This window comes from Streptomyces sp. NPDC127106 (assembly GCF_042677605.1).
Taxonomy (GTDB): Bacteria; Actinomycetota; Actinomycetes; order Streptomycetales; family Streptomycetaceae; genus Streptomyces.
In genome coordinates, this window is record NZ_JBHXTC010000019.1 from 119676 (window position 1) to 124108 (window position 4433).

Here is a 4433-nt window from a genome sequence, read left to right on the forward strand (position 1 = left end):
TGGCTGGGGGGCCCCCCCCCCCGCTGGGGCCCCGCCCCCCTTCAAACCCCCCGGGGGCCCCGGGCCCCTGTCACCTCGTCATCGCGCGTTCGTCAGATCTCGCCGCGGAGTTTGGCCAGCGCCTCGGCGAGGATCGCCTCTCCGTCGGCGTCCGTGCGCCGCTCCCGTACGTACGCCAGGTGCGTCTTGTAGGGCTCGGTGCGGGGCGGCGCCGGGGGGTTGTCCCGGTCCTGTCCCGCCGGGAACCCGCAGCGCGGGCAGTCCCAGGTGTCCGGCACCTGCGCGTCGCTGGCGAAGCTGGGCTGCGTCTCGTGCCCGTTCGAGCACCAGAACGAGATGCGCAGGCGGGGTGCGGACTCACCGCGCTCGGCCTCGCCCATCGGCCCCGCCCCGACCCGGCTACCACGGATCGCGTTGCCACTTGCCACGGTCGTAACTCCCTGCGTGATGGTGCCGCGAAGCGTGAGTGGTTTCCGCCGCGGGCGCCCCAGTCTACGTAAGGCCCAACGCACGTCCAGCAAATGGAGTTACTCACTCCAGGCTGTGGACGCCGTCCTCATGATAGGCAGGGCGGGCCCGGCCGGACGGGCCGAATGGCGAGAACCGTCGGCTGCCGGACGGGTCAGCCCGCCGACTTGGTGAGCAGGCCGAGCGCCACGATGCACGCGAACCACAGCAGACCGACCACGATGGTGATGCGGTCGAGGTTGCGCTCGGCGACCGAGGAGCCGCCGACCGACGACTGCATGCCGCCGCCGAACATGTCCGAGAGGCCGCCGCCCTTGCCCTTGTGCATCAGCACGAGCAGCATCAGCAGGGCGCTGAAGACGATCAGGGCAATCGAGAACCCCATAACCACGGCTGATTCCTACTTTCTGGCTTCTCTGGCTTCCGGCTGTGCTGGACGTGCGCGGGGGCCAGTGGCTGCTGGTTCAGCCCCCTGGCCCCCGCAAGGGTACGACGGATCCGCCCCGCCGCCTACTCGCTGCCGCGCGCGTTCGGCCTGCGCGCGGACCCGCTGCGGACTACTGGTCCCGGAAGCGGACGATCTTGACGAACTCGTCCGCGTCGAGGGCCGCGCCGCCGACGAGGGCGCCGTCGACGTCCGGCTGGGCCATGATCGCTGCGATGTTGCCGGCCTTGACCGAGCCGCCGTACTGGATGCGGACCGCGTCGGCCAGCTCCTGGGTGTACAGCTCGGCGAGGCGGGCGCGGATGGCCCCGCAGACCTCCTGGGCGTCCTCGGGGGTGGCGACCTCGCCGGTGCCGATGGCCCAGACGGGCTCGTAGGCGATCACGATGGACTCGGCCTGGTCGGCCGGTACGTCCTTCAGGCCGCCGTCGACCTGGGCGAGGGTGTGCGCGACCTGGTTGCCGGCCTTGCGGACGTCGAGGCCCTCGCCGACGCACAGGATCGGGGTGAGGCCGTTGCGGAAGGCGGCCTTGACCTTGGCGTTGCAGAGCTCGTCGGTCTCGCCGTGGTACTGGCGGCGCTCGCTGTGGCCGACGGCCACGTACGTGCACTTCAGCTTCGAGAGCATCGGGCCGGAGATCTCGCCGGTGTAGGCGCCGGAGTCCTGCGCCGAGATGTCCTGGGCGCCGTACTTGATCTTCAGCTTGTCGCCCTCGACCAGCGTCTGGACCGAGCGCAGGTCGGTGAAGGGCACCAGGACCGCGACCTCGACGGCGTCGTAGTCCTTGTCGGAGAGGGCGAAGGCGAGCTTCTGGGCGTGGGCGATGGCCTCGAGGTGGTTGAGGTTCATCTTCCAGTTGCCCGCCATCAGCGGGGTGCGCGTGGTCATGCGGTTCAGACCTCCAGTGCAGCGATGCCGGGGAGCGTCTTGCCCTCGAGGTACTCGAGGGAGGCGCCGCCGCCGGTAGAGATGTGGCCGAAAGCGTTCTCGTCGAAGCCGAGCGTCCGCACGGCCGCGGCGGAGTCGCCGCCGCCCACGACGGTGAACGCGGAGCTGTCGACGAGTGCCTGCGCGATCGCGCGGGTGCCGCCGGCGTAGTCGGGGTGCTCGAAGACGCCGACCGGGCCGTTCCAGAAGACGGTCTCGGCATCGGCGATCTTCGAAGCGTACAGCTCGCGGGTCCTGGGGCCGATGTCCAGGCCCTCCTTGTCGGCGGGGATCTCGTCCGCGTCGACGGTGACGTACTCGGCCGGGGTCTTGCCCTTGAGGTCGGGGAAGTCCGCGGAGGCGAGGACGTCGACCGGCAGGAGCAGCTCGACGCCGCTCGCCTCGGCCCGCGCCATGTACTCCTTGACCTTCTCCACCTGGTCCTTCTGGAGCAGGGAGATGCCGACCTCGTAGCCCTTGGCGTACAGGAAGGTGTAGGCCATGCCGCCGCCGATCAGGAGGCGGTCGGCCTTGCCGAGCAGCTCGTCGATGACGGCGAGCTTGTCGGAGACCTTGGCGCCGCCCAGGACGACGACGTAGGGGCGCTTGACCTCGGCGGTCAGCTTCTTCAGGACGCCGACCTCGGTGGCGATGAGGAAGCCGGCCGCGTGCGGGAGGCGCGCGGGCAGGTCGAAGACCGAGGCGTGCTTGCGGTGGACTGCGCCGAAGCCGTCGCCGACGTAGACGTCGGCCAGTTCGGCGAGCTGGTCGGCGAAGGCGCCGCGCTCGGCGTCGTCCTTGGACGTCTCGCCCGGGTTGAAGCGCAGGTTCTCCAGGACCGCGACCTGGCCGTCGGCGAGCTTCGCGACGGTCTCCCGGGCCGAGGCGCCGACGGTGTCGGCGGCGAAGGCCACCTCGGCGCCGAGCAGTTCGCCGAGCCGCTCGGCGGCCGGGGCGAGCGAGAACGCCGGGTCCGGAGCGCCCTTCGGGCGACCGAGGTGCGAGGCGACGACCACGCGGGCGCCGGCCTCGGCGAGCTTCGCGATGGTCGGCTGCACGGCGCGGATGCGGCCGTCGTCGGTGATCCGGTCACCGGCGAGCGGCACGTTGAGGTCCGCGCGCACGAAGACCCTCTTGCCGGAGACGCCCTCGGCGAGGAGTTCGTCGATCGTCTTCATCTGTTTCTACTCCTTGTCCCCCGGCACGGGCGGTGCCGCTGCGGGGTGGGTGGGACAGGCAAGCAACAGGGCCCGTACAACGCTTCATCGCGCTGCGCGGACCCTGTGCTCACATCATCGTGTTCGGCTTTGGTGCCCGACGAACCTTAGAGCTGACCGCCGACGAAGACGGTGAGGTCGACGAGGCGGTTGGAGTAGCCCCACTCGTTGTCGTACCAGCCGACGACCTTGACCTGCTTGCCCTGGACCATCGTCAGGGAGGAGTCGAACGTGCAGGAGGCGGGCCAGTTCACGATGTCGGAGGAGACGATCGGGTCCTCGGTGTAGTCCAGGATGCCCCTCAGCTGGCCCTCGGCGGCCTTCTGGAAGGCGGCGTTGATCTCGTCCTTGGTGGCCTCGCGGTCCAGCTCGATGACGAGGTCGGTGACCGAGCCGGTGGGGACCGGGACGCGCATGGCGATGCCGTCCAGCTTGCCCTTCAGCTGCGGGAGGACCAGGGCGGTGGCCTTGGCGGCACCGGTGGAGGTGGGGATGATGTTCTCGGCGGCGGCGCGGGCGCGGCGCAGGTCCGAGTGCGGGAAGTCCAGGATGCGCTGGTCGTTCGTGTACGCGTGGACCGTCGTCATCATGCCCTTGACGATGCCGAAGTTCTCGTCGAGGACCTTGGCCATCGGCGCCACGCAGTTGGTGGTGCAGGAGGCGTTGGAGATGACGTGGTGGTTGGCCGCGTCGTACTTGTCCTGGTTGACGCCCATCACGATGGTGATGTCCTCGTCCTTGGCCGGAGCCGAGATGAGGACCTTCTTCGCGCCGGCGGCGATGTGCTTGGCGGCGTCGGCCTTCTTCGTGAAGATGCCGGTCGACTCGATGACGATGTCGGCGCCCAGTTCGCCCCAGGGGAGGTTCGCGGGGTCGCGCTCGGCGAAGGTCTTGAAGGTGTTGCCGCCGACCGTGATGGTGTCCTCGGTGTGCGTGACCTCCTGCTGGAGGCGGCCGAGGATGCTGTCGTACTTGAGGAGGTGCACCAGGGTGGCGTTGTCCGTCAGGTCGTTGACACCGACGATCTCGATGTCCGCCCCCTGCTCCAGGAGAGCTCGGAAGTAGTTGCGGCCAATTCGGCCAAAACCGTTGATTCCTACGCGGATCGTCACGAACCGATCTCCTCGTTGGTGCGCCGGTCTGTGCGCCGGCGAGCTGTAATGGGATGTCCCCGACCGCTTACGACCCTACCTCTCCGTGAGCTTGCGAGTGACATCGTCCAAGGGCTGACACACCCCGGGGACCCGCCCCCGGAAACCGGGGGGGGGCCCGCCGCCCCGCGGGCCCCGGGTGCGCGGGGGTGGGGCGGGGGCGTTTAAACAACAGACGCAGCCCCCCACAAAGGAAGTGTTGATATAGGTTGGAGCGCGTTGTT

The 4433-nt window shown here is 69.4% G+C and carries 5 protein-coding genes; all 5 read right to left on the minus strand.

Annotated elements, in window-relative coordinates; translation table 11 throughout:
- Window positions 1-92: 92 nt before the first annotated feature.
- Window positions 93-428 carry an RNA polymerase-binding protein RbpA gene (locus tag ACFVGY_RS18425; protein ID WP_007263454.1) on the minus strand — a complete coding sequence of 112 codons (336 nt, stop codon included), beginning with the start codon at window positions 426-428 and terminating at the stop codon, window positions 93-95.
- A gap of 194 nt (window positions 429-622) precedes the next feature.
- On the minus strand, window positions 623-853 hold the full coding sequence (gene secG, locus ACFVGY_RS18430) for a preprotein translocase subunit SecG (protein ID WP_385678161.1): 231 nt from the start codon (window positions 851-853) through the stop codon (window positions 623-625).
- 172 nt (window positions 854-1025) lie between these two features.
- Window positions 1026-1802: a triose-phosphate isomerase gene (tpiA, locus tag ACFVGY_RS18435; RefSeq protein WP_385678164.1), complete on the minus strand. Its 777-nt coding sequence runs from the start codon at window positions 1800-1802 to the stop codon at window positions 1026-1028.
- A 5-nt stretch (window positions 1803-1807) separates the two neighbouring features.
- Window positions 1808-3019 (minus strand): phosphoglycerate kinase, encoded by a 1212-nt coding sequence (locus tag ACFVGY_RS18440; protein ID WP_385678167.1) that lies wholly within the window; start codon window positions 3017-3019, stop codon window positions 1808-1810.
- Between the two features lie 146 nt (window positions 3020-3165).
- Window positions 3166-4170 (minus strand): type I glyceraldehyde-3-phosphate dehydrogenase, encoded by a 1005-nt coding sequence (gene gap / locus ACFVGY_RS18445; protein ID WP_385678169.1) that lies wholly within the window; start codon window positions 4168-4170, stop codon window positions 3166-3168.
- Window positions 4171-4433: the final 263 nt, after the last annotated feature.